Source organism: Brevundimonas sp. (genome assembly GCF_018608325.1).
In the GTDB taxonomy this organism is placed as follows: Bacteria; Pseudomonadota; Alphaproteobacteria; order Caulobacterales; family Caulobacteraceae; genus Brevundimonas.
The window spans coordinates 1-20,191 of the sequence record NZ_JABAZW010000110.1 but is presented as its reverse complement, the minus strand read 5'-3'; the positions used below and the strand labels follow the sequence as shown (position 1 = coordinate 20,191).

Sequence of the window (20,191 nt, the reverse complement as noted above, 5' to 3'; positions counted from 1 at the left end):
GGCGGCGAGCGCCGCGAAGCGGGCCCGGCGCTTGCTCCTACCCATCGCGGCGCTGGAAGATTTCGTTGCAGCTGATCTATCCCCAGGGCTGGTCGACAGGCTGGCCAGCCACTTCATCGTCCCTCCGCAGGCAGTGGCCAAGTTGCTGCGGGAGAGCGTCATGTGGAACGCGTTGTCCGCCAGCGAGAAGATCTTGGTGACTGACATCGCAAGCGGCGTTACCGGCGAAGGCACCGCCAGTCCCGCCTACATGCGCGTCGTTCGATAGAGGCTGCCGGGCGGGCCGTCATCTGGGGCCTGTGAGCCGGCGCCATCTCTCGCATGCGTTTGCCCTCCTTGTTGAGGCATTGCATACCGAGATGGCGGCTAGGTCCGCTTTTTGGGCCACACGTTAATGGCTGCTAGTGGCGCGTCTGCGACCTCTTGAGTGTAGCCGCCCTGAGATTAGTTGGCTTAGGGAACACACAAGCAATCAGCGAAATCGACGCACCCAGCGACAGGGGTGCAGGGCAAGATAAAATCCGGCCTGCGGTCCTTGGAAGTCGCTGGCCGGGTACATCGGTGTAGGCGAAGGGGTTCGAGGGCGCGGGAGCCCTCCATGACCGAGCCACGCGAACCTGACGATCACCACTTCAAGCCGCCCATGACGGCGCGGCGGGAAACGCCTCGGGCCGGCACCTGGGGCCGCCTGCTGAACCGGGCGACGCCCTCCATGACGCCCCGGGCTCGGGCGCGTCACTTCAACGCCAAGGGATCGGTCCAGCGGGTACGGCCCGTTCGCTCGGCGGCCGGCGGCATGCGCCGGGTGATGGTCAAGGTGCGGGTCGTGCCGATGACGGGCGCCTCGAAGAGGGCCCTCACCTTCCACCTTCGCTACGTCGAGCGCGACGGCGCAGGCGCGGAGGGCGAGCGGGGCGAAATCTTCGACGCTCAGTCCGATGCGGCCGACACGAAGTCCTTCGTCGAGCGCACCGACGGCGACCGGCACCATTTCCGGCTGATCATGAATCCGGAGGACGGCCGTGACCTGCCTGACCTCAAGGCCTTCACGCGCGACTTCATGAATCGGCTTGAAGAAGACCTGGGCACGCCCTTGGACTGGGTCGCCGGCGCGCACTACGACACAGGGCGACCGCATCTGCATATCGTCCTGCGCGGCAAGCGGGACGACGGCCAGGATCTGGTCATCCCCCGTGACTACGTCAGCCACGGTATGCGCCAGCGGTCTCAGGAGTTGGCGACCGAGATCCTCGGTCCGCGTCAGGATCGGGGTGTGTCGGAGCGAGATGTTACTGCCGACCGGTTCACTCCAATGGACCGGACCCTGGTCGCACAGGTCCGCGAGGGAAGCCTGATCCTGGGAGGCTTGCCCGAGGATCAGCGCAGCGATGCTCTCCGCCGCCTCGTCCATCTGGAGGCGCGGGGCTGGGCTCAGCGAGTGAAGCCCGGTCTTTGGTCTGTCCCCTCCCATCTACGCGACACCCTGCATAAGGTCGGCGAGCGCGAGGGAAGAGAGGCGGCGGCGACGCGGGCCGTATGGGGCGGTCGGTGGGGCGGAGAGATCGAGCGGCTGCAGCCGCTGGAGATCGGCGCGGGAGAGACCGTCGTCGGCGCCTATGCCGGGGTCAGGCCTATCGGGTTCTATGGCAACGGGCCTCAGGCCCTGGTGATGGAGACGATGGACGGCAGGTTGGGCCATGTCCGCCTGCCGTCGCTGGATAGCGCGCTGATCCTCGACCGGGTGCCGGAGCGCGCCATCGTCTCTGTCACCGGCAAGGCGCGGCCGGAACGGGCGTCCGATCGCACCATCGCCGAGATCGCTCAGGAGCGCGGCGGGACCTATTCAACGCATGACCATCACCTGGCCCGGCCTGACGACAGCCCGGCCTTCATCGAGCGGCATGTTCGGCGTCTGGAGGCGATGAGCCGCGAGGGAGCGTGCAGGGCTCTGGGCGATGGACGCTTCGCCATATCGGCCGACTATGTGGCCAAGGCCTCCCTCGCCGATCAGGCGCGTCATGGGGCGGTCGATCTGGAGGTGAAGGTTTTGGATGTCCGGCCGCTGGAGCAGCAGCCGCAGGCTTGGGGCATCACCTGGCTGGACGATGTGATGAGCGACCGGGCGAAGGCGCCGACGTCACCGGCTCTGGCGGCAGAGGTTCGGGAACTCGGTCGTCAGCGGGCGGAGACGCTGAAAGGCTGGGGCATCGGCTCTGGCGAGCCGAGCGGGCTCGGCAAGGACGAAACGCGCAAGCTGCTGGGTATGGATCTGAACGGCCAGATGAAACGGCTCGGCCAGGACGGCAAGCTGGTTCAGATCGCGCAGGAGGGCAAAGCCTTCTCCGGAACCTACGTGGATCGCGGCCACATCAACGGACAAACCTATGCGGTGATCGGGGGCAAGGGCGTGGTGACCCTGGCGCCGTGGCGGCCGGCGCTGGAGGCCTGCCGAGATCAGGCTATGATCGGCGTGCTCCAGGGCGGCCTGGTCGACTTCCAGTTCGGACCGCAGCGCGGGCGAGGCCTCGGGCTCGAACTGTAGCGGTCGACACCTCAGCGCCCGATGCTTTCGCTCCAGCCGCCCGGCTTGCGGGGTTGGCTCGAAGATGAGCGCAGATCGGTCAGTTGGCTTCTGGCCCACTCGTGCAGTTTGCTGAGTGGATAGTAGGGCGTCCGGCCCAGATGGACGCAGGGCGGGCCGTCGGATCGTGTGCAGAAGATTTTGGCCAGGGTGGAGGGCGCGCGGCGGATGCCGAGCCGGGCCAGCTCGCGAGAGGCTTCCTTGCGGTTCAGCAGCCGATCTTCGAAAGGCTCGAGGTAATGGGTGGTCATTGGGGAAACTCCTTGTCTACGGGCGACAAGCGACCGGGATTATCCACAGGGCGTCAATGCGCCAGAATCGGCCGATCACGGGCGGGTCGTTTCACCGATTTTCAGGAGGTTTCATCTGGTTTCATTGATCACGCTGGGTCGCGCGAACGTGATCTGCAAACACTCTGACGACCGTCAGATCAGGCGGTCTCGGCCTTGGTTTTGAGCTCGGCGATCCGGGTTTGACACAGGTCGGCGACGAGGTCGCGCAGCAGGCGGGCGCGCGTCATCAACCATTCCAGATCCTCGGCCGAAGCGTCGTACTGGTCGCTGTAGCGGGCTTCGACATAGGCGCGCTTCAACAGTTCGAAACGGCGACGATCGAAGCGGTGCTCACGGGGCCAAGCTTCGACCAGGCGCGTGTCGACGTCCTCGGCGAGGGAGCGGAGGAATTTGATGTTGTGAGAGCGCGGGAAATAGAAGGTGTGGACGAGAAGGAAGCAGGCGTAGGCGGCTTCAACGGCCTGGTGGAGATTGAAAGCGGCATTCTTGCGCCAGTCCGGATCGTCCGAACTCTCAACTGAGGACACGTCGGCGAGCTTAAGGAACCGATCCACGGCTTTGAGCCAGCGCAGCTTCTCGCGCTCCGCAATTGCGAAAGCATCTCCCGCAGTCATGGGCTGCGGCGTCGCGAAGGGATGACCGGGGAGTTCGTAGAGGGCGATGCCCTCGCGGACGATGTCGGTCCAGAAGTATTCGCCGCGTCGCAGCGCGGCGTTCACATCCTGGGCGTCATGAACGATCAGATTGACGGTGCGGCCGATGGTCGGGTCGCGAAGGATCTGATCCTCGGAGTTCCACCAGTAGTCAGCGATGTTGGTCAGCTTCTCGTGATTGACCACGATCAGCAGATCGAAGTCCGACAGGTAGCCGTTCTCGGGTTCGTCGACCCAATCGGTGCGCGCATAAGAGCCGAAGAGGATGATCTTCTGCACCATGCCGCCCCGGCGCCAGCCGGACGTGCCTCCGCTGCCGCCATTCTTGGCGGCATCGAAGCCGGCGAGCAGGATGTCGCGAACCCGTTCGAGTTCACGCTGCTGGCGCTCGGGAAGATGGTCGAGGTCGGACCGCATCAGGCGAATCTAACTGAAAATACTAAGATCGCATCACAGAACGGTCGTGCTTGGAGAAATACATACCCACTCCCCGCGCGTGTGCGTTCCTGACTCTTAGGAGACTTGGATCGTCCGCTTTGAGCCTGGGCCTGCTCAAATGGAGTTAGCGTGATAATTGCGCGCTATGCAGCCTACGATTTAGGCGCAACTATCATTTGGTTAAGCTGATTCACTTTCAGCGGGTTTGGCATGGTGTCGCCGTTTGGAACTGGGTTTCGCAACGAAGAGATTGCGTCAGATCTGCCAACAGGAAGCGTCTGCCCGAAAACTGTTGGGGGACGAGGCCGCTGCGGGTCTGCGCCGCCGGCTTGCCGATCTTGAAGCGGTGGATGTCATTACGGAGTTACCCTGGCTGCCCATAATTTACGGGCGCGATGGGGAAGCGTCGATTGAATTTCATTCTGGCTATTCGCTGAACGTCGTGGCTATTCGCGGAGCCTCTCGCATGGTCGAAAATTTAGAGACTGACTGGACAATCGTGGATCGCATCAAACTCGTGGACATCATCAAGCCATGAGCCTCGCCGAAACTTTCAGCCCTGATTGGGTCTCGCCTCCTGGTGAGACGATCAAGGATGCGCTGGCCTACAAGAATCTGTCGTTAGAGGCGTTTTGCGTCGCGATCGGAATGGCTTTGCCGTCCGTCGAGGATCTTCTCCAAGGCGACCTCGCGATTGACGTCTCGATCGCCGATCGCTTGGCAACCACGCTTGGCTCCAATCGCCAGTTCTGGATGTCGAGGGAAACGTTTTATCGGGCGAGACGTGAAGCGTCCCCGCTGGCCACGTCGATGACCTTTGACACATTCGCCCAGCAGCTGCCGCTTAAGGACATGAGAAGTTTCGGCTGGTTCGAAAGCTTCCCGGGACTTTCGGACAGAGATGCAGCGCTAGCCTTTTTCGAGGATGCGCCTGGGGTATGGCAGTCTTCGGGAAGCAGGGTTTTAGATGCCGTTAGGTTTCGGACCTCGTTCGCCCATGAGAGCAATCCTGCCGCTGTAACGGCTTGGCTGAGACAAGGCGTTCTACAGGCGCGTGAAATTGAGTGCGCACCTTGGGATTCAAAGGCTTTGGAGGCGGCGATTCCCGCAATGCGGGCTCTGGTGCGCCAGAAAGATCCGATGGTGTTCTTCCCGAAGCTGGTCGATATCTGCCGGGGGTGTGGCGTGGCTGTTGTCTTTGTGAGGACGCCGAAGGGATGTCACGCCAGCGGGGCGACCCATTTTGCAGAAGAAAACAAAGCTGTGGTCCAGCTCAGTTTCCGATATCGCTCGGATGACCATTTCTGGTTCACGGTCTTTCACGAGTTGGGGCATCTTATCCTTCACCCTGCCAACCGGCTCTTTGTCGAAGGCAAGGACTATGAGCCGACAGAGGAGGAAGATGAGGCCAACCGGTACTCTGCGGACGTCTTAGTCCCCGAGGCATTTAATGATGAGATTCAAGCGGTTGGGAAAGACTTCAAGGCCGTGATGAGGCTAGCTCGGCGGATCGGAATCTCCCCAGGCATTCTTGTCGGTCAAATGCAGAACCGCGGCCTTATTCGTCATGAACAACTTAATTTCCTGAAGGAGCGCTACAACTGGGCCGCGCTCCAGGCAATTACCCCCTGAAGGCCACGTAGGCGTATTGCGACTTTTGCCAATTGCACAGGGAGTCTTCCATGACCTGCATCCCGACCCCCAACGCTTCGCCTATCTGAACGACGGCATCGGTTAGATCCCGATTCGAAATGCGAGCTTTTGGGTCATCCGTCAGCAGAAGTTTGGCGCCGACGACAGGGCCGCTTGCTCCGACAAGATAGGGATATGGAGGCTCGATATCTGCAATTCCAAGCTTTCCAATCATCGTCAGGAAATCGAACTTAGCCGTTCGCCCGAATTGAACGATCGGACAATCCCTGTAGAGCCGATGGAAGAGCGCCTTGGGCGCATTGCCCGAAACCGCTGAGGTATCGGCAACCAGCAGACGAAAACCTCGATTGAGCCCGACCCATGTCACGTAGCTGGCGATCGTGTCGAATAGGTTGTTTTCCGCGTCTGGCCTAATGCTTTCGTACTTCCTGTGATTGCCAAACGGCACGCCGGCTAGGCTGGCGGCGTTATCGAAATACCATTGGCGGAACTCTGGAAGGTTGCTGCTGGTGCGGGTCCAAGTCCAAGTTGGGCCACTGTCGAGCGCACCATATACCATCCGGGTAAATTCCCAGCCGACGCGCTTATGAAACCCGAAGTGGGTCGACAAGAAGGTCAGCCAAGCGGCTTCATCACTATCGCCTTCATTGTTGTACAGCCAGGCAGCGCGCACGGGATCGAAAAGAGTCTCACGGGGATCTTTACGGCGCGGATCTATCGGGCGCTGTCCCAGCCGCCGCACGAACTCGATCCGATGCAAGCTATCGATCATTTGCCGAACGAGGCTGTCGAGAGCTTCCGCGCTGGCGATGCCCGGCAACTGCAACACGTTCACCGAGTATGTTTGTAATCTGTTCTTGATATCTTCAGACCGAGCTTCGTCGATATGTCTCATGGGATCGAAACTTTCGTGATGATGTCGGCGGAGCCGTCCAAATCGAGCTGTGCGACGGCACGGCTCAACCGTCGCGAATTTTTGCGAATATAGGCGGCATAATACTGCGTCGACATCGCTCTCCTGATCTCGACAACTTGGCGGAGCTTTTCACGAGCTCCATCGAATTTTCTCGTCAGCGCAAATATCGCGAGCAACCTAGCGATATCGGCCCAATACGGGCTGAGTTGCTTAGCCTTGTCCAACGCGTCAGGGATTTCCGCGACACCTCCTTTGCGAATGGCCGCCTCGACTACGAAGAGAGTTTTGATGTCGGTCCATTGAGAACCCGCTGGCATGTCGGGCATCTCGCGCGTCGATTGAAAGCCCTCGTGGACATACGCATCAATCTTCGCCCGATCCTCCTCGTAGAGGTGGAGACTGCCGACCATATGTTTGTAGGTGCCGAGGGCAACGCCGAGATCTCTGGCGAGTATTTCTTGGAACATAGTAAAAGCAAAGACGTCATGAGGAAGGCCCTTATAAACGTCGTTTGATCGCATATGTACGACGAGATTGAGTAATCCGTCCCGCACTAAAAACTGTAGCGTGCATGTGCATGGCGTATCTTTACGCCTTTCCTCGATATCTCTTCGATCAAAAAGCTGAATAACTGCTTGGCGTGACGACGCACGCTTTGACAATAGCGCCTTTACGATTTCGTATTGGGAGCGTTCTCCGCCGAAAATTCGTGGGCCGTAGGCTCCCCAAATGGTGCCGTCTGCCTCAGCGTATTCGTCGTACCGCTTAATGTAGTACTGGATAGGAGCGAGCTTATCGTTGCACGAAATGTACCAGATAAACTCGCCGATCCCGCTAAAAACTGTACCTTTGGTGTCAGTTCGACTGAGGCGGGCTCTTGGCCGCGTCAACTCGAGGACAATGCCTTGGACTTCGACGGTCGATCCCTTGGTGGCTACGACGCCCATTTTGCTTTTCTGCAGAAGCCGGAAGGCTTCGTCGAGGAGGTCGTCGAGCGTTGATGCCTTAAGGTACATTTTACGCGCCGCCTCCCAAACGCGAGCCGTAGTCTTATCCAGGCAAGGCACAACTTCAAGGTGCTGCAAGCCCAGCCAGGTGTTGGGATGATCGGGCACAAGCGCACAAGCAATGCGCTTGGTATTAGCGCGACGGTTAAGACGGCCTCAGGCTCTTCTACTGGGAAGTTTGAGGGTCGAGTCAGCTCGAGGCGCTATGCTCGACGCATCCATCACCTCATCGAGCTGACCAAGCTTGCTGCGCCCGTAAACGTGCCAGTTAGGCGCAAATTCAAGCGCAAAGCCGTTGATGGGCTTGTTGGTGGGTGACCACTCAGCAACACCAGAAAATCGTTTAAAAACAACGCGGGTGGCGGACAGAGAGGGATTCGAACCCTCGGTAGGCTTTCACCTACACACGCTTTCCAAGCGTGCGCGATCGACCACTCCGCCACCTGTCCATGTCGCCAGTCACTGCGAGGTCGCGTCACTACCTATCTGTATTGTCGGCGTCAATCCGGATTGGGCGGTTTAGGGCAGATTGGCGGTCAGATGAGGCGTTGAGGCGCCCTGCCCTGTTGCTTCGCGGATCGCGAGGGCGGCGGCGTCGATGACGACGCGCAGGCGGGGCAGCATGGGGGCGTAGTCGGGCCAGAGGGCGTAGATGGGGCGGTGGCCCGTGACGGCGTCGGGCATCAGGGCGATCAGACGGCCCGAGGCGATGTCGGCGGCGGCCAGCCATGAGGGGATCAGGCCGATGCCCCGGCCTGCGCGGATGGCGGACAGAGCAAGAGCCGCGCCGTCCAGGATCAGCCGCGCGGGCGGGGCCCAGAAGACCTCCCTGCCCGCCTCGGTGAAGCGCCACGGCGCGGGACGACCATCGATGGCGGTGGCGATCAGGTCGTGATCGTGCAGATCGCGCCAGTCATCCGGCGCCCGCCGCGCGGCGACATAGTCGGCGGAGGCGCACAGGGTCAGGCGCTGCACGCCGATGCGGCGACCGATGACCCCGGCGACGTCGGGCGGGTCACCGATGCGGATGGCCAGATCGACCTGTCCGCCGCGCAGATCCACCGGCGCACGATCAAGGCTGAGATTCAGGGACAGCTTGGGATGCTGGTCGGTCAATGCAAACAGGGCCGGGGCCACAATCTCTGCGCCCAATAGCGGCGGCAGGGTCACGCGCACCTCACCGGCGGGTTCGGTGGCGGACAGGGCCAACGCCTCTTCCACCGCGCGGACAGAGCCGACAGCGGTGCGGCAGACGGTTCGGTAATGCTCACCCTCGGGCGTGATGCGGAAATGGCGGGTGGAGCGCTCGAACAGGCGCACGCCTATGCGCCCCTCCAACCGCGCCACACCCTTGGCCACCGCCGAGGCGGTCAGGCCTAGCGATCCCGCCGCCCGTGCGAAGCCGCCATGGTCGCAAACGGCCAGAAACAGCCGCACAGCACCGCCGGGACCGATGTCGCCCATCGTCATTGCCGAAATTCCTTCGCCTCAGAGCGGATATATGAACACCACTGACGCATTCAATTCTGCATTATGACCTGTCCGCATGGAACACAGAACCTATGCGATCATCGGCGGCGGCTCGGGCATGGGGCTGGGCGTGGCCCGAGCTCTGGTCAGACGCGGGGACCATGTGCTGATCGGCGGGCGCACCCAGGCGCGGCTGGAGGCGGCCAAGGCCGAACTGGGCGAGGCGGCGCAGGTCCGGCAGGTAGACACCACCGACCGCGACAGTCTGGCGGCCTTCTTCGCCGACGTCCCTGCCCTGTCCGGCCTGTTCACGCCCGGCGCCGACTACCAGACGGGCGGGTTTCGCGAGTCCTCGCCCGAGGTGGCGGAGAGCCCGTTCAAGGGCAAGTTCTGGGGCCAGTACTGGGCCGTTCACGCCGCCCTGCCCGTCCTTGCGCCCCATGCGGGGGTGGTGCTGATGTCAGGAGCGGCGTCGGTGCGGCCGCTAGGCAATCCGGCCTATGCCGCCTGCAACGCCGCCATCGAGGGACTGACACGGGCGCTGGCGCAGGAACTGGCGCCGATCCGGGTCAACTGCCTGTCGCCTGGCACGGTGGACAGCGACCTGTGGCGGCGTCGCCCGGACGAGGTGCGCGGCCCGGCCTATGAAGCCTATGGCCGTCTGTCGGTCGTGGGTCGGCCCGGCCATGTCGATGAACTGGTCGAGGCGGCCCTGTTCCTGTTGGACAACGGCAATATGACGGGTGCGAGCCTGTATGCGGACGGCGGTTACAGCCTGCGCTAAGGCCGGGCCGCACAGTCTTCGGACGGCTGCGACGTGATGGCGCGCACAGGAACCGGCGGGTGAAAGGCGGCTTGTTTCTCTACACCGACAAAGGAGAAACCCATGACCGACACCCATCGGAAACCCGACCCCAAGACCCATCAGGATGACGACAAGGCGACCCCGAAGCCGCCCCGCAAGGTCCGCACAAACGCTGCAGGAAAGGCGCCGTCTGCGCCTGCGACCGGCGGTCTGGGCGCGGCGGGCGCAGGCGGCGCCAAGGGCTTTGGCACAGGCTCTTGAGGCGCCTTACACCTGCGCTGAGACTTAGTACCGCAACAGGCGGTTCAGGAAGGCGTCGGCACGGGGACTGCGGACGCCGTCTTCCGCAAAGAAGGCATTGGCAGGCGCGTCGTCCAGAATATGCCCCTCGTCCATAAAGACCACGCGGTCGGCGACGCGGCGGGCGAAGCCCATCTCATGCGTGACGCAGATCATGGTCATGCCGTCGGCGGCCAGACCGGCCATGACATCCAGAACCTCGGCGACCATTTCGGGGTCCAGCGAGGACGTCGGTTCGTCGAACAGCATGACCACCGGGTCCATGCACAGGGCGCGAGCGATGGCGACGCGCTGCTGTTGGCCGCCCGACAACTGGGCGGGGCGTTTGTCGCGATGGTCGATCAGACCGACCCGCTCCAGATAGACCAGGCCGCGCGCCTCAGCCTCTGACTGCGACCGGCCCAGCACCTTCACCTGCGCCAGCGTCAGGTTCTGCATGACCGTCAGGTGGGGGAACAGCTCGAAATGCTGGAACACCATGCCGACGCGGCTACGCAACCGGGTCAAGTCGACCCTGGCCTGATCCAGACGCACGCCATCCACGGTGACGGCGCCCTGCTGGAAGGCCTCCAGCCCGTTGACAGTCTTCAGCAGGGTGGACTTGCCCGAGCCGGACGGACCGCAGATGACCAGCACCTCGCCCCGCCGCACCGACAGGGCGCAGTCGCTCAGCACCTGAAAGGCGCCATACCATTTGCTGACGCCCTGAATGTCGATCACCACAGGGGCCTCGGCAGGGCGCGCATCGGCAGGGGTGGTCATGCGGGCAGGCTCCGGTAGCGACGCGCCAGCCGTCCGGCGGCGAACTCAAGCCCCGCACACAGGATGAAATAGAGGACGGCGACGAACAGATAGATTTCGGCGGGATAGACCATGACCCGGTTCGAGACCTGGGTGGCCACGAACGACAGTTCGGCCACGCCGATCACATAGGCCAGCGAAGTGTCCTTGGTCAGGGCGATCCACTGATTGACGACAGAGGGCGCCATCCGGGGCAGAACCTGGGGCGCCACGACCAGCAGCAGGGTCTGGCGGCGCGACAGGCCCAGCGCAGAGGCCGCCGCCCACTGGCCGCGCGGCAAGGCCTCTATGCCCGCATGGACGCTGTGGGCCAGATAGGCCGCGCCGATCAGGGACAGGGCCGCAACCACCGCGCCCACGCCCGGCACGTCCAGACCAAAGGCGATGGGCGCCAGGAAATAGATCCAGAAGATCAGCATCAGCACCGGCACGGCCCGGAACAGACCCAGCACCAGTTTCAGCGCCACTAGCCACGGCCCGCGCAGGACTGACAGCAGCACCCCGAGCACCAGACCCAAAACCCCGGATATGGCCGCCGACAGAACCGTCAGGATCACCGTCAGGGCCGCGCCGCCCAGCGGTCCCTGCGGCCACGGCCCGACTAGGAAATAGATCAGATTGTCAGTGATGACGGAGGGGTTCATCGCGCAGTCCCCGTCGGCGGGGTCGAACGCCCCCACGCCAGTTGGCTGAGCCCGCCGATCAGGACCACCGCCCCGATGTAGAAGACGGTCGCCAGACCGAAGGCCTGAAACGCCTTGAACGTCTCGGTCTCCACCTGACGCGCGGAATAGGACAGTTCGGCCAGACCAATGGCCATGGTCAGGGACGAGTTCTTGACCACATTCATCACCTGCCCCGCCAAGGGCGCACGCGCGATGCGGACGGCTTGAGGCAGGATGACGGAGATCCAGATCTGGGCCGAGGTCATGCCCAGCGCACGTCCTGCAGCCGTCTGTCCAGGCGCGACGCTGTAGATGCCGGCGCGGAATTCCTCGGCCATGAAGGCGGCGCTGTAGAGCGACAGGCCCAGCAGGCCGGCCAGCATCTCGAACGGCGGCCACGGCACGCCGAAAGCCTCGACGCCGATGCGGTGCGGTGCATTCAGCCACGCCATCAGACTGTCAGGCAGCAGGGCCGACACCCCGAAGTACCAGAAGAACAGTTGCACCAGCAGCGGCGTGTTGCGGAACACCGACAGCCACGCCGCCGACAGACCGGCGACCGGCCGCGATGGTGACAGACGCAGCACGCAAAGCAGAAAACCGAGCGCCAGAGCGATCACCGACGCCAGAACCGACAGGCCCAGGGTCACCCCCAGGCCGTCGATCATCCAGCCGATGTAACGCGGCGCGAGAAACCCGTCGAACATTCAGGAAATCAGTGGGCGGGGGCCGCCGCGCTGTCTCCGATCCGGTACGAGCGCGCCAGCGGCGTGCGGGTGTCAGGACCGAACCAGCGGTCATAGATGCGCTGGGCCTGACCGCTGGCCTCCAGCTCGACCAGAGTGGTGTCGACAAATGTTTTCAGCGCCGTCTGCCCCTTGGGGATGCCCACACCGATCAGGTCCTGCGAGATGGAGAAGGCCGGGATTTCAAAGCCTGAGGCGTCGGGCGCATTGGCCAGCACGCCGATCAGCTTGGGCCCGTCCTGGCTGATGGCCTGCACATTGCCGTTGCGCAAAGCGGTGAAGGCGAAGGGGGTGTCGTCATAGGCCACCAGAACCGCCTGCGGATATTTCTCACGCAGGTTGATCTCGTTGACCGTGCCCTTGTCCACGCCGATGCGCAGGCCGTTCAGCTGGTCAGGCGATGTCAGGCTTCCCGTCTTGGCGATGAACTGCTGGCCCGAAGCGAAATAGGGGATCGAGAAATCCACCTGTTTGGCGCGCTCTTCGGTGATGGTGAAATTGGCCAGAACCAGATCGACCTTGCCCGACGCCAGCAGCGGAATGCGGTTGGCCGGATTGGTCGGGGTGATCTCCAGCTTCACGCCCAACTTGTCGGCCAGGGCCTGCGCATAGTCGACGTCCAGACCCTCGATTTTGCGGGTCGTCGGATTGACCGAGCCGAAGGGCGGATTGCTGTCGAAGGTGGCGACCCGCAGCACCCCGGCTTCGCGGATGGCGGCGAGACGATCCTGCGACGCGTCATTGCGTCCGCAGGCGGCGACAGCCAGCGTCATCATCAGGGTTATGGCGGTCAGGGCCAGACGCATCGGTCATTACCTCAGGACGGGAGAAGGTCCGGGACCGATCAGCGACCGGGGCCGCAGGGTCAACCGCAGAAAAACTGACCCGATTTTAGAAAAGATTTTGACCAGCGCGCCTATCCGAACGTGGGGGTCCGGTACGCAGGCGCGCTGGCCGCCGACGCCGCGATCACGAAGCCCAGGGGCGACGATACTGAATGGCGACGAGGGTTTTCGAGGCTTCAAGCCAGGCATGAACCACACCGCGCAGCGCGGTCGGCAGGGTAACGGGGCGAAGCGTTGTCGGGGTATGTGCGTGGTGCAGGGTCATGGGGAAGAACCTTGTTTCAGTCGGGGAGGACTGACCGCAATTCATCACGAACCGGCGTCCCACGCCAACGAATGGATCGACGCAGGTGATAAGCTGTGATTATCATCTGACATGCGCCCGCTCCCGCCCCTCGCCGCCGTCCGTGTGTTCGAAGCCGCCGCCCGGCATGAGAATTTCACCACAGCCGGTAATGAACTGGGCATGACCCAGGCGGCGGTCAGCCATCAGATCCGCCTGCTGGAGGAGCGACTGGGGATGCAGTTGTTCCGGCGCGAGAAACGCCGCGTCATCCTGACCGATGCGGCGCGCCGGGCGGCGGCAGGCATCGGACGTGGTCTGGACGAGATCGAGGCGGCCTTCGCCGAACTGCGGGCCGAGGATCAGGGCACACTGACCATCTCCACCACCCAGACCTTCGCCAACGCCTGGCTGGCGTGGCGGCTGGGCAGCCTCCAGATGGACCACCCGGACATGGCCGTGCGCCTGCTGGTCAACAACGGCATATCCGACTTCGCTTCTGAAGGGCTGGATGTCGCCATCCGCTCGGGCATCGGGCCGTGGGAGGGTCTGGACGCGCACAAGCTGCTGACCCAAGACTTCACCCCCATGTGCAGCCCCGCCTTTCTGAAGCGGCACGGCGGCCATCTGACGCCGCAGGACCTGACCCGCCTGCCGCTGATCAGCGCCCACGACCCCGCGTGGCGGCAATGGCTGAGCGATGCGGGCATCGACGCCCGCGCCGTGAATGTGCCGGGCGTGCGTCTGGATTCACAGGCTAACGACGGTCACGCCGCCATGGCCGGACAAGGGGTGGCGATCCTGACCCCCTTCTTCTGGCGCATGGACATCGCCGACGGACGGCTGGTGCCGCTGTTCGAACAGACCTCGACCCTGGGCCATGCCTACTGGATCGTGTGCCAGCAGCACCGTCGCTCCGTGCCCAAGATCAAGCGGTTCCGCGACTGGCTGCTGACCTGGACGGCGGACAATCCGGCCCTCAGTGAGCCGCGCGCGCCAACTCCAGTGTATCATAAACATGAGTGACGTCGTCGAACCGCACGCGTGACGGCTTGCTGCCGATATGGCCGGTCGTAAAATACCGCTCGGTCGCCAACAGTTTCAGCGGATCGTCGATCCGGTCATTGTTCCAGCCCAGCAGCAGCAAGCCGCCCGGCTTCAGAATGCCCGCCATGGCGGTCATGGCCTGCTCCTGCGCGGCAGGTGAATCCACGCCGAAGCCCAGAACGCCGTTGCAGACGATGGCGTCGAAACGCAGGTCGTCGAAAATCTGGTCGATCTCGCACAGGTCGCCGGTCTGGTGACGCCCGGCCCGGCCCCAGCGGGCGGCCTTGGGATCGATGTCGGTGGTCCAGACCTCGGCGCCCCAACGCTCCAGCGCCGGATAGTCTTCCGCCGTATAGGCCCGGCATCCGACCCACAGAATACGCCCGCCCCGCGCCGCCAGCGCCGGAATATAGGCCGAGGCCAGCAGCTGACGGTCCGGCAGTTCGCGTATCCGTTCGGCGGCCTTCTTGCGGCGGTCGAACAAACCTTCAAACCGGGTCGTCAGGGCGGACAGGATAGCGGTCATCAAGACAGGCCTGGGCAAGGGTCGAACTAGCGCGAGGCGCGCGATCGACGGGTGGCAGGAGAGTGGCTTTCCGCAAGCGCCAGACGCAGATCGTCCAGTTCTGCGGCGCGCAGGGCGGGCGAATGGGTGCGGGCGACAAAGGACTGGGCCTCACGCGCCATGTCTGCCCGTTCGGCGTCATTGCGGACAAGATGCTGCATGGCCGCAGCCAGTCCCTGAGCCTCGGGCGGGTCGACATAGATGGCGTGGGGACCGCTGGCTTCGCGCAAGCCCCCGCGCCCTGACGAGATCAGGGCCGCGCCCGCCGCATGGGCCTCCAGCGCGGTCAGGCCCAGAGCTTCGGCCACCCGCGATGGCACCACGGCGATGGCGGCGCGGCTGGCGACGGCGACGACCTGTTCGGGCGAGGCGGACTTATGGATTTCGACCCGGTCGCCGAAGCGGTCCAGCGCGCGCAGATGCGGCTCGGCCCAGTCCTTGTTCCGCTCCCATTCGCCCAGCATCAGCGCGCCGCGCCAGTCGGGGGCCTGATCCAGCGTCTCGGCCAAAGCCGCGCAGAAGGAATCGACCCCCTTCTCCTCCAGCGTGCGGCCGGAGAAAAAGATCAGGTTTTCACGTTTGTCCGCATCCCCGCGCCAGACCTCGACGTCGATGGGATTGCACACCACCACGGCGGAGGCGTCGAAACCGGAGTAATCGCGCAGGAACTCTTCGCGCGCGGCCTTGCTGACGAAAATCAGCCGGTCGAACGCCTTCAGACGCCCATGATAGCGCCAGCGGTCGATCAGGTTGGAGGCCGGCTTGAACCGGGTGTGGCGGTACAGGACGTGGACCCGGCCCGGCAGGCGTCTGGCGATGTCTGCCGCCCCCGCCAGTTGCTGGTGATATTCGATCACGTCCGGCTGAAACGCCTGCAACGCCGCGACCACGGCAGCGGTGTGGCCCCGCTTGCCCAGGCCAGACGGCACGAACAGGGTCTGATCTGGCGCGGCGGGGTTTGCAGCGCCGTCCTCGCAGACGAAACGGATGTCGGCGTTGAAGCGGCTCCAGGCGTTCAGGGTCAGGGCGACGCGCTCCATGGAGTTGATCCGGTCCACGTCGAACAGGCTGCCGCGCGGCAGGACGACCGCGATCTTCATGCCGCATCCGCTTGGTCACGCCGACGCGGACCATTGAGCCCGAACAGGCGGCGCAGCTTGTACTGCAGCTTGATCCGCTTCTCCGCAGGCGACCGGCGCAGCCCCTTCACGTCGATGACGGTCAGCCGATCATCGCCCGACACCGTATGCAGCCCGTCCTTGAAACCCTCCAGCAGCCCCTTGGGCGTGATCCGGCGCACCAGGCTGGCGGCGAAGTCGGTCAGGGTCAGGGTGTCGATCCTCAGCAGGCGGATCGCCGCCCCATAGGTCGGGCGGCATTCCTGAACCGGCAGATACAGGACGCCCTCATGCGCGAACGCCGTCCCGCCGGGTCGCGATTCCAGAAAACCCGTGCGGACCGGATTGCCGGGATGCGACGTCCACGGCCCCTTCAGTTCATCGGCATAGGCGACATGCAGTTGACGCATGGCCCGGTCGTCCGGTCCCGGCAATGTGTGGAACATCCACCACCGCCCGTCATGTTTGACGACAGTCGCATCAATGGCCGGCAGGTCCAGCAGGCGCTGCACCGGCGCCCAGCGATCGGGGAAACGTTCGCACCGATAAAGGGTCAGGCCGCCGCTCTTGTAGCCTTCGGGCAGCATGTACAGTTCGCCGCCGTCTTCGATCAGGCTGGGATAGGACAGGTGGAACGGCTCGGCCAGGGCCAACCCCTGCCCGATCAGGGCGTCGCCCCGGTACTGATAATAATGGATCTCGCCGCGCCGCACGCGATAGTCGAAGGCTTCGACGAAGATCGTCGTCACCCCGTCGCGCTCGATGCCGAACGGGTCGGCGATGAACTGGAAACTGCGCGGGCATGGCGGCAGCCAGACGATCGCGTCCACCGTCAGCGCGTCGGCCTCAAGCACATGCTGGATCGGTCGCCGGGTGAAGCCGACGCGCCATTCGTCATACATGGTCTGGGCTCAGCGAAGTTCAGGCAGGCGGCGCATCAGAGAGCGCTGCAACCGCAGGCCGCGATCCGCCGCCGTCTTGGACTTGGTGCGGCCGCAGTAGCGCAGCCCCCTGCCCCATAGTGCATGAATGGGATCGGCCAGATGCGGATGGCGGTCATGCTGGTGGACGATGGGGCTGGTTCCGCCCGTAGGATTGACCACCTTGCCCTCATGGAAGTGCAGCAGGTCGCCGGGCGTCATGCCGATGGTGGCGACGCGGCGGTAATTGGGCTGGACCGACGAACGGACCAGTCCGAAATGGATCGCCATGTTGAACACGGCCTGATCCGCTCCGAAGGCGCCGCCGATCTCGGACCGGGGAATGGCGGCCAGCATCAGCATGGTGCGACACAGGCGCAGCACATCGTCGCGCGGACCGATGATGGTGCCAACGCACAGGCAGGCCTTGTCGGCCAGACTGGCGGCGATGTCCTCGCCGAACACAGCGGTCAGGTGTTTGGTGTTGAAGGCGTGGCCGCCCAGATTGCCGCCGTCCCACTCATTGAAGACTTCCATCTGCGCCGGACGCGGCTCGAACGGATCCCCCTGGAAGACGACGTCGCGCACGTCGGTCACAAAGACGCCGTCCGCATCGGGCCAGCGTTCGATCAGGTCGGCATAGGCGGAAAAGCGCGCCACAACGGCGTGCGGCTCCCAGCCTGTGGCCGGTTCAGGATGGACGGCGACGACATCGTGTTCTTCCAGCAGGGCCAGGACATCATCACGCCGGTCCACGACCAGGGCGATTGTGCCGTCGAACCACGACCGCAGCGAGCGCACGAAGGGCGCGATCACCGCTGCGTCGTAACCCGTGGCATAACCCAGCACCAGATCGGCGCGCTCGGTCCGTTCGGGCGCGACCTTTTTCGTCGACGCCAACACGCGGGAAAGCCAGCCGAGATAGGCGGTTTTCGGCGCAACGGTCGTCATCATCATCCTCGACTGAGTTTGCGGCTCTTGCGGCCCCTCGACTCAGATGACGCCGCCATCTGGCGCTTGCCTCACGACTTTCGCCACGGCATTAAAACAAACGCAGTTCGAACAGGCTGTGCTGCGCATGGCGACACGCGCATGGGCGTCCAACGGAGATAAGTTTAGTTTGCCCCCGTTCGACCCGCCCCGCCTCACAACCGTCTATCTGCAGATGCGCGACGACCTGGGCCGGTTCGCGGCGTCGCGGCTGGGCGGGCGCGGCGACGTCGAAGACGTGCTGCAGGAACTGTATCTGAAGGTTTCGCGCACCCCTGAAGACGCCGACATCCGCGACCCACGCGCCTATCTCTATCGGCTGACCAACAATCTGCTGCTGGACCGATGGCGCTCCAGCCGCCGTTCGGCCGCGCGCGACGGAGCCTGGCGGGTGGCCATGCACGGGGCCGAAGACGGCGACGACGTGGACGACGCCCCCTCCGCCGAGGCCGTGGTCGCAGGCCGCCAGCGACTGCAGAAGCTGATGACGGCGCTGGACCAGTTGCCGGAAAAAACCCGCACCATCTTCCGCCTGCACAAGTTCGACGGCCTCAGCTACGCCGAAGTTGCTGAAAAACAGGGCATATCGCGCAGCTCCGTAGAGAAGCACATGATGGACGCCCTGCGTATTCTGGCCGCGAGGATGCGCAAATGAGCCAGCGTCTCGACACAGCGTCACCGTTTGGTGACAGTATTCTTGGAGGCGCCGCCCGTCTGGCGACGTCGTATCCATGGGTGCTGCATGGTGCAGCACAGGGATGGGCGAGCGCATGACGCAGCACAGGCAAATCGAGGAGCAGGCGTTGACCTGGTTCGTGCGCCTGAGCGACGTCGAGGCGTCGGAGGCCGACTGGCGCGCATTCGGCGACTGGATCGCCGTCTCGCCCGCACACCGCACCGCCTATGATGCGCTGGAACAGGTCTGGGTCGATCTGGACGACGCCCTGACGGCGGCTCCCGCTGAGCCTATCGCCACGGTGACGCCGTTGCGTCGCGCGGCCAACGACGATGTGCGCATCACGCGCCGTCGCGCCTGGCTGTTTCCGGTCGTCGGCATTGCGGCGGCTGCTGCCCTGACGGCAGGCCTGTGGCCGCAGTTCATGGACCGTCCGGTGATCTATCAGACGCAGGACGCGCCTCAGACCATCACGCTTGAGGACGGATCGACCGTCAAACTGAACCGCCATTCCAGCCTGCAGGTCCGCTTCAACGATGGACGCCGCCAGGTGTCGCTGCAAGACGGCGAGGCCGCCTTCGACGTCGCTCATGACGCCAGCCGCCCCTTCACGGTCGAGGCGGACGGGCGCCAGGTCCGCGTGATCGGCACCGCCTTCAACATCGTCAGCCACAACGACGACTTCGCCATCGGCGTAGAACGCGGCATCGTCTCGGTGCAGGCCAAGTCGGCCCAGACGCCGGTGCGCCTGACCGCAGGCCAGACGCTGCATCAGGCCGGTGATCAGGCCGCAGAACTGGGCGCGACCGACGCCGACAGCGTCTCCAGCTGGAGCACAGGGGTTCTGGTTTATCGCGACGCCGCGATCACAGATATCAGTCGTGACCTGTCGCGCTATTTCGACAAGCCGTTTACAGTGTCTGCCTCCGCGCAAGGCCTTCGTTTCACGGGCGCTCTGCGCATTGCAGATGAAACGACCATGCTGGCCCAACTTCGCGACTTCTCTCCCGTCACCGTAGAGCGCACGCCCAACGAAGTGCGCCTGTCCGCACGCGCATCCCGCTAGGCTTCGGCCTGGCTCCTGTTCCAGATGCGCGGGTTGACCCAGTCGGCCCTCGGAGGCCTGCTGACGCTGCTGCTCGCGGCGCCGCCTGCGCTTGCCTCGTCGCCACGCACCTTCAGCGCCAACATCCCCGCCCAGACCGTGCGCGGCGCCCTGCTGGATCTGGCGGTTCAGGCCCGGGTGTCCTTGGGCGGCGACGTGGCGTCCTGCACGGGCGCGTCGCCCCGCCTGACCGGGTCCATGCGGCTGGATACAGCTTTGGGCCGCGTCCTGTCCGACAGCAACTGCGTCTATCAGATCAGGCCTGACGGCGCGGTCATCATCCGTCGGGTCGTGCGCCCCGCCCCGTCGCCCCC

General features: G+C 63.9%; 22 protein-coding genes, 1 tRNA gene and 1 pseudogene. 10 read left to right on the top strand and 14 right to left on the bottom strand.

Annotated elements, in window-relative coordinates; genetic code table 11:
• The coding region (locus tag QZ281_RS11180; RefSeq protein ID WP_292228374.1) for a hypothetical protein at nt 1-268 on the top strand (268 nt) is incomplete at its 5' end.
• A gap of 330 nt (nt 269-598) precedes the next feature.
• On the top strand, nt 599-2,542 hold the full coding sequence (locus QZ281_RS11175; RefSeq protein WP_292228373.1) for a DUF3363 domain-containing protein: 1,944 nt from the start codon (nt 599-601) through the stop codon (nt 2,540-2,542).
• Nucleotides 2,543-2,553: 11 nt separating this feature from the next.
• Here QZ281_RS11175 and QZ281_RS11170 read toward each other — a convergent pair whose 3' ends face one another.
• Nucleotides 2,554-2,832, bottom strand: a complete 279-nt coding sequence (locus tag QZ281_RS11170) for a hypothetical protein (RefSeq protein ID WP_292228371.1) — start codon at nt 2,830-2,832, stop codon at nt 2,554-2,556.
• Nucleotides 2,833-3,011: 179 nt separating this feature from the next.
• Nucleotides 3,012-3,944: a HEPN domain-containing protein gene (locus QZ281_RS11165; RefSeq protein ID WP_292228370.1), complete on the bottom strand. Its 933-nt coding sequence runs from the start codon at nt 3,942-3,944 to the stop codon at nt 3,012-3,014.
• 244 nt (nt 3,945-4,188) lie between these two features.
• On the opposite strand from QZ281_RS11165, the gene QZ281_RS11160 reads away from it, so the two are divergent.
• A complete protein-coding gene (locus QZ281_RS11160; RefSeq protein ID WP_292228369.1) occupies nt 4,189-4,503 on the top strand; it encodes a hypothetical protein in 315 nt (104 codons plus the stop codon).
• Nucleotides 4,500-5,597, top strand: coding sequence for an ImmA/IrrE family metallo-endopeptidase (locus tag QZ281_RS11155; RefSeq protein WP_292228367.1), 1,098 nt, complete (start codon nt 4,500-4,502; stop codon nt 5,595-5,597). The genes QZ281_RS11160 and QZ281_RS11155 overlap by 4 nt, the downstream gene beginning before the upstream one ends.
• Here QZ281_RS11155 and QZ281_RS11150 read toward each other — a convergent pair.
• The 4 genes from QZ281_RS11150 to QZ281_RS11135 form a co-directional block, all read right to left on the bottom strand.
• A complete protein-coding gene (locus tag QZ281_RS11150; protein WP_292228365.1) occupies nt 5,587-6,513 on the bottom strand; it encodes a hypothetical protein in 927 nt (308 codons plus the stop codon). The two genes, QZ281_RS11155 and QZ281_RS11150, sit on opposite strands and share 11 nt — an antisense overlap.
• Entirely contained in the window at nt 6,510-7,649 is a 1,140-nt protein-coding gene (locus QZ281_RS11145; RefSeq protein ID WP_292228363.1) for a thymidylate synthase, read from the bottom strand. Before QZ281_RS11145 ends, QZ281_RS11150 begins: the two co-directional genes overlap by 4 nt.
• Nucleotides 7,650-7,900: 251 nt before the next feature.
• Nucleotides 7,901-7,990 (bottom strand) — tRNA-Ser (locus QZ281_RS11140).
• Nucleotides 7,991-8,060: 70 nt separating this feature from the next.
• Nucleotides 8,061-9,011: a LysR family transcriptional regulator gene (locus tag QZ281_RS11135; RefSeq protein ID WP_292228361.1), complete on the bottom strand. Its 951-nt coding sequence runs from the start codon at nt 9,009-9,011 to the stop codon at nt 8,061-8,063.
• Nucleotides 9,012-9,087: 76 nt separating this feature from the next.
• On the opposite strand from QZ281_RS11135, the gene QZ281_RS11130 reads away from it, so the two are divergent.
• Together QZ281_RS11130 and QZ281_RS11125 are read left to right on the top strand one after the other, a co-directional pair.
• Complete coding sequence (locus tag QZ281_RS11130; protein ID WP_292228360.1) at nt 9,088-9,795, top strand: SDR family oxidoreductase; 708 nt, start codon at nt 9,088-9,090, stop codon at nt 9,793-9,795.
• Between the two features lie 102 nt (nt 9,796-9,897).
• Nucleotides 9,898-10,077 (top strand): hypothetical protein, encoded by a 180-nt coding sequence (locus QZ281_RS11125; RefSeq protein ID WP_292228358.1) that lies wholly within the window; start codon nt 9,898-9,900, stop codon nt 10,075-10,077.
• 24 nt (nt 10,078-10,101) lie between these two features.
• Here QZ281_RS11125 and QZ281_RS11120 read toward each other — a convergent pair whose 3' ends face one another.
• From QZ281_RS11120 to QZ281_RS11105, 4 genes are read right to left on the bottom strand one after another with little or no spacing between them, the layout of a single operon-like run.
• Nucleotides 10,102-10,878, bottom strand: a complete 777-nt coding sequence (locus QZ281_RS11120; protein WP_292228356.1) for an amino acid ABC transporter ATP-binding protein — start codon at nt 10,876-10,878, stop codon at nt 10,102-10,104.
• Nucleotides 10,875-11,561, bottom strand: a complete 687-nt coding sequence (locus tag QZ281_RS11115; RefSeq protein WP_292228354.1) for an amino acid ABC transporter permease — start codon at nt 11,559-11,561, stop codon at nt 10,875-10,877. The genes QZ281_RS11120 and QZ281_RS11115 overlap by 4 nt, the downstream gene beginning before the upstream one ends.
• Complete coding sequence (locus tag QZ281_RS11110) at nt 11,558-12,289, bottom strand: amino acid ABC transporter permease (RefSeq protein ID WP_292228352.1); 732 nt, start codon at nt 12,287-12,289, stop codon at nt 11,558-11,560. The genes QZ281_RS11115 and QZ281_RS11110 overlap by 4 nt, the downstream gene beginning before the upstream one ends.
• Before the next feature lie 8 nt (nt 12,290-12,297).
• The gene (locus tag QZ281_RS11105; RefSeq protein WP_292228349.1) at nt 12,298-13,134 is read right to left on the bottom strand and encodes an ABC transporter substrate-binding protein; all 837 of its coding nucleotides are present in this window, start codon (nt 13,132-13,134) and stop codon (nt 12,298-12,300) included.
• Between the two features lie 415 nt (nt 13,135-13,549).
• On the opposite strand from QZ281_RS11105, the gene gcvA reads away from it, so the two are divergent.
• Nucleotides 13,550-14,482 carry a transcriptional regulator GcvA gene (gene gcvA / locus QZ281_RS11100; protein ID WP_292228348.1) on the top strand — a complete coding sequence of 311 codons (933 nt, stop codon included), beginning with the start codon at nt 13,550-13,552 and terminating at the stop codon, nt 14,480-14,482.
• Here the strand turns inward: gcvA and QZ281_RS11095 are convergent.
• Genes QZ281_RS11095 through QZ281_RS11080 form a run of 4 tightly spaced genes read right to left on the bottom strand, consistent with a single transcriptional unit; the run spans nt 14,436 to nt 18,063 of the window.
• Complete coding sequence (locus QZ281_RS11095; RefSeq protein WP_292228346.1) at nt 14,436-15,029, bottom strand: class I SAM-dependent methyltransferase; 594 nt, start codon at nt 15,027-15,029, stop codon at nt 14,436-14,438. The genes gcvA and QZ281_RS11095 overlap by 47 nt on opposite strands.
• A 26-nt stretch (nt 15,030-15,055) precedes the next feature.
• Nucleotides 15,056-16,168: a glycosyltransferase family 4 protein gene (locus QZ281_RS11090; RefSeq protein WP_292228344.1), complete on the bottom strand. Its 1,113-nt coding sequence runs from the start codon at nt 16,166-16,168 to the stop codon at nt 15,056-15,058.
• Nucleotides 16,165-17,088, bottom strand: coding sequence for a hypothetical protein (locus tag QZ281_RS11085; RefSeq protein WP_292228343.1), 924 nt, complete (start codon nt 17,086-17,088; stop codon nt 16,165-16,167). Before QZ281_RS11085 ends, QZ281_RS11090 begins: the two co-directional genes overlap by 4 nt.
• 9 nt (nt 17,089-17,097) lie before the next feature.
• Entirely contained in the window at nt 17,098-18,063 is a 966-nt protein-coding gene (locus QZ281_RS11080; protein WP_292228341.1) for a hypothetical protein, read from the bottom strand.
• A gap of 163 nt (nt 18,064-18,226) precedes the next feature.
• Here QZ281_RS11080 and QZ281_RS11075 point away from each other — a divergent pair, with 163 nt between their 5' ends.
• The 3 genes and pseudogenes from QZ281_RS11075 to QZ281_RS11065 form a co-directional block, all read left to right on the top strand.
• A complete protein-coding gene (locus QZ281_RS11075; RefSeq protein ID WP_292228340.1) occupies nt 18,227-18,751 on the top strand; it encodes an RNA polymerase sigma factor in 525 nt (174 codons plus the stop codon).
• Between the two features lie 148 nt (nt 18,752-18,899).
• Nucleotides 18,900-19,838 carry a FecR domain-containing protein gene (locus tag QZ281_RS11070; RefSeq protein ID WP_292228338.1) on the top strand — a complete coding sequence of 313 codons (939 nt, stop codon included), beginning with the start codon at nt 18,900-18,902 and terminating at the stop codon, nt 19,836-19,838.
• 24 nt (nt 19,839-19,862) lie between these two features.
• Nucleotides 19,863-20,191 (top strand): annotated as a pseudogene (locus QZ281_RS11065) (hypothetical protein); the annotation flags it as partial.